Origin of the sequence: Amnimonas aquatica (genome assembly GCF_002943415.1) — a bacterium.
Classification (GTDB): domain Bacteria; phylum Pseudomonadota; class Gammaproteobacteria; order Pseudomonadales; family Moraxellaceae; genus Perlucidibaca; species Perlucidibaca aquatica_A.
The window spans coordinates 1-3,808 of record NZ_PTQZ01000180.1; the positions used below are offsets into that span (position 1 = coordinate 1).

General features: G+C 72.1%; 5 protein-coding genes. 4 read left to right on the top strand and 1 reads right to left on the bottom strand.

Going from position 1 to position 3,808, the window contains the following annotated elements; genetic code table 11:
- Together C5O18_RS10470 and C5O18_RS07395 are read left to right on the top strand one after the other, a co-directional pair.
- Positions 1-285 (top strand): hypothetical protein (locus C5O18_RS10470; protein ID WP_241146774.1); only part of this gene is annotated, 285 nt, incomplete at its 5' end.
- A gap of 33 nt (positions 286-318) precedes the next feature.
- On the top strand, positions 319-1,179 hold the full coding sequence (locus C5O18_RS07395; RefSeq protein WP_105192809.1) for an NAD(P)/FAD-dependent oxidoreductase: 861 nt from the start codon (positions 319-321) through the stop codon (positions 1,177-1,179).
- A 59-nt stretch (positions 1,180-1,238) separates the two neighbouring features.
- Here C5O18_RS07395 and C5O18_RS07400 read toward each other — a convergent pair whose 3' ends face one another.
- Positions 1,239-1,511 carry a PP0621 family protein gene (locus C5O18_RS07400; protein WP_105192811.1) on the bottom strand — a complete coding sequence of 91 codons (273 nt, stop codon included), beginning with the start codon at positions 1,509-1,511 and terminating at the stop codon, positions 1,239-1,241.
- Between the two features lie 75 nt (positions 1,512-1,586).
- Between C5O18_RS07400 and C5O18_RS07405 the strand changes: the two genes are divergently transcribed.
- Both C5O18_RS07405 and C5O18_RS07410 read left to right on the top strand, forming a co-directional pair.
- Complete coding sequence (locus C5O18_RS07405; RefSeq protein WP_105192813.1) at positions 1,587-3,224, top strand: NAD+ synthase; 1,638 nt, start codon at positions 1,587-1,589, stop codon at positions 3,222-3,224.
- 87 nt (positions 3,225-3,311) lie between these two features.
- Positions 3,312-3,808: hypothetical protein (locus tag C5O18_RS07410; protein WP_206389784.1), on the top strand; the 497-nt coding region annotated here is incomplete at its 3' end.

Genomic DNA, 3,808 nt, shown 5'->3' on the forward strand with positions numbered 1-3,808 from the left:
GGCCGCCGCCAGGCCGGCGAGCCGCTGGCGAGCTTCACGCCCGCCCTGCCGCCGGGCTGGCGGGTGATATGGCGCGGCTTTCGCGGCGAGCCCTGGCTGCGCTGGTCGGAGGCCGGTGACGCGCCGGCGTCGAATGGCACCTTGACCCTGTGCCCGCCCGGAGCGCACGATGCCGCGCTGCGCCAGCTGGTCATCGCGAAGTCGGGACGCGTCCGCCTGGTGCAGCCGGCGCGGGTGGGCAACGCCTCGCTGCAGGCCGCGCGGGCGCTGTGCGGCTGGACGTGACGACCCGGCGATGCGCGGGCGACAGGGGGATACATGCGTGCGGTGGTGATTGGGGGCGGCATCAACGGCCTGCTGACGACGCGGGAGCTGGCGCGGGCGGGCGTCGAGGTCGTCCTGCTGGAGCGCGGCGCGATCGGCCGCGAAGCCTCGTGGGCCGGTGGCGGCATCGTGTCCCCGCTCTACCCCTGGCGCTATCCGCCCGCGGTCACCGCGCTCGCCACCCGGGCCCAGCAGGCCTATCCGGCCCTGGTGGCGGCCCTGCTGGATGAAACCGGCCTGGATGCCGAGTTGCAGCCGTCCGGCCTGCTGTTCATCAATACGCCGGATGCCCGTGATGCCCGGGCCTGGGCGGCCGCGCACCAGCGGCCGGCAGAAGTCTTCGCAGGCGCCGACCTGCATGCCCGCTGGCCCGGGCTGGCGGNCTGGACGGCGAAGCTGCTGCCCGGCGCCGCGCTTCCGGTACGCCCGATACGCGGCCAGATGCAGCTCTACCATCTGCCGCCAGGCAGCGTGCCGGCCATGATCCTGCGTGACGGGCACTACATCATCCAGCGTCGCGATGGCCATGTGCTGTGCGGCTCCACCATGGAAGACGCAGGCTTCGACAAGTCGACCACCGATGTCGCGCGCGACAAGCTGTCGGCGGCAGCCGCGCGGCTGTGGCCGGCGCTCGCCGGCGCGCCGCTGCTGCGGCAGTGGGCCGGGCTGAGGCCGTGGTCGCCGAACGGCATCCCGTTCATCGGCCCGGTGCCGGGGCAGGCTGGTGTCTGGGTCAATGCCGGCCAGTTCCGCAACGGGCTGGTGCTGGCGCCGGCGTCCGCGCGCCTGCTTGCCGATCTGCTGCTGGGGCGGGCGCCGGAAGTCGATCCGGCGCCTTACCTGCCGGCCGGCTGAGCGCGGGGAGACACAGGCCGGGGCTGCCGGCCGTCAGCGTGGTGTGGCGGCCGGTCGGGTCAGGGCTGCGGGTTGTCGCGGAACCAGTTGTCGCGGTGGGCTTCGGAGCAGAACACGCGTCCGCGCGACTGCGTGCTTTCGCCCAGCGGCACGTGCACGCCGCACTGCGCGCAGCGCTGCATGACTTCAGGCGTCTTCTGCTGGGCCTCGCCACCGGTGGCGGCGTCGTCCTGGCGGCCGCCCGGCGGCAGGGCCAGCAGCTTGCGCACCAGGCGGTAGCCGAACCAGGCAATGGCAGCCAGGATGAGCAGGCGAATGATGACGACCATCATGGTTGGGGGTTCCTTCTGCTGAGCCGTGTCCTCGACTATCCTAGGCGACTCCGAGCCGACTGCAAGCTGAAAAACATGCCCGCTGCCCCTCTTCGTATCGTCCTCGCCCAGATCGACCTGCTGGTGGGCGATATTCCCGGCAATGCCGAGCGCCTGGCGCAGGCCGCCGCGACCGCGCGCGACGACATGGCCGCCGACCTCGTGCTGTTTCCGGAGCTGAGCCTGACCGGCTATCCGCCCGAGGATCTGCTGCTGCGACCCAGCTTGGACCTGCGTGTCGACGAGGCGCTGGCGCGGCTGCGCGAAGTTCGTGGCATCACCCTGGTGTTCGGCCTGCCCGAGCGCGCGCGCGACGGCGGCCTGCTCAACGCCGCCTGGGCCATGCGCGACGGCGAAGTGCTGGTGCGCTACGCCAAGCACGAGCTGCCCAACAGCCAGGTCTTCGACGAGCGCCGCTATTTCGTGCCCGGCGAGCGGCCGTCGGTGTTCGAGCAGCAGGGCGTGCGCATCGGCCTGACCATCTGCGAAGACATCTGGCACCGCGCTCCGGCCCGCGCCGCGCGTGCCGCCGGCGCCGAGCTGCTGCTCAACCTCAACGCCTCGCCGTTCCATGCCGGCAAGCCGGTCGAGCGGCACCAGGTGGTGTCCGCGCGCTGCGCCGAGACCGGCCTGCCGGTGGTCTACTGCAACCTGGTCGGTGGCCAGGACGAGCTGATCTTCGACGGCGGCTCCTTCGCCATGCAGGCCGATGGCGGCGTGGCGCTGCAGGCGCCGGTCATGGAGGAGGGGCTGTTCCCGCTGGTCTTCGATGCCGCCGCGAAGCGCTTCCTGCCCGCCGGGCAGGCGGTGCTGCCGGGGCTGGAGGAGTCGGTCTACCGCGCGCTGGTGCTGGCGGTGCGCGACTACGTCAACAAGAGCGGCTTCAAGGGCGTGGTGCTGGGCCTGTCCGGCGGCATCGACTCCGCCCTCACGCTGGCGGTCGCCGTCGACGCCCTCGGGCCGGAGCGCGTGCGCGCGGTCATGATGCCCTACCGCTACACCGCCGAGATCAGCCTGGAGGATGCCGAGGCCGAGGCGCGCACGCTGGGCGTGCATTACTCGGTGCTGAGCATCGCGCCCATGGTCGAGGCCTTCAGCGAGACGCTGGCGGAGACCTTCGCCGGCCTCGGCAAGGACAAGACCGAGGAGAACCTGCAGGCGCGCTCGCGCGGCGTGCTGCTCATGGCCATCTCCAACAAGCTCGGCTACCTGGTGCTGACCACCGGCAACAAGTCCGAGATGTCGGTCGGCTACGCCACGCTCTACGGCGACATGGCCGGCGGCTTCGACGTGCTCAAGGATGTGCCCAAGACGCTGGTGTTCCGCCTTTGCGAGTGGCGCAACGCGCAGTCGCCGGACAGCCCGCCGATCCCGCAGCGCGTGATCGACCGTCCGCCCTCCGCCGAGCTGGCGCCGGACCAGAAGGACGAGGACTCGCTGCCGCCGTATCCGGTGCTGGACGAGATCCTGCGCCGCTACATCGAGGATGACGAGAGCGCCAGCACCATCATCGCAGCCGGTTTCGACGCCGCGACCGTGCAGCGCGTGCTGCGCCTGGTCGACCTCAACGAGTACAAGCGCCGCCAGGCCGCCATCGGCCCGCGCATCACCCGGCGCGGCTTCGGCAAGGACCGCCGCTACCCCATCGTCAACGGCTGGCGCATCGGCAACTGACGCCGGATTCGCATTCCGCTGCGCGCGTGACTAGCTTTCCCGGCACGACGCATCTCGCAAGGGTGCGCGGTGGCCGGGGAGGGCGTCATGGCGTGGTGGAGTCGTTGCATCGCGGGCGTGCTGCTGGCTGGGCTGGTGCCATCCCTGGTCCAGGCCGGGGCCGAACCCTGGCTGCCGCTGTCGGCGCCCGAGTCGCCGGCGCTGTGGTGGGCGCTGGACACCGGCCCGGCTGACAGCGAAACCAGCCCTCAGGCACTGATCGACAGGCTTTCCGCCTGGCTGCGGCAGGACGGGCCCATGCTGCGTCCGCGTCCGTCCGGCGGTCTGCGCATCGGCCTGCTGGCCCGCGTGCCGGATGCCGCCGGGCAGCAGGCGGTGCGCATCCTGCATCCGCCGCATCCGCTCGACGCGCCCTGGCCGGGGCCGGCGGTGACGCGTCATCGCGCGTTGTTGCTGGCGGCGGGCCTGCGCGTGCTCGAGGGTGCGCCGGCGTGGCCGGCCGGCCAGTCCACGCTGCTGCAGCTGGCGCTGCCGGTGCCGTCAGTGTCGCAGTCGCTTCGTGCCCGTCTGACCCTGCCGCTGGA

Excerpts from the sequence above, each read along its gene's own strand:
- C5O18_RS07400 (WP_105192811.1), bottom strand. The coding sequence starts at position 1,511 with ATGATGGTCGTCATCATTCGCCTGCTCATCCTGGCTGCCATTGCCTGG.
- C5O18_RS07405 (WP_105192813.1), top strand. The coding sequence starts at position 1,587 with ATGCCCGCTGCCCCTCTTCGTATCGTCCTCGCCCAGATCGACCTGCTG.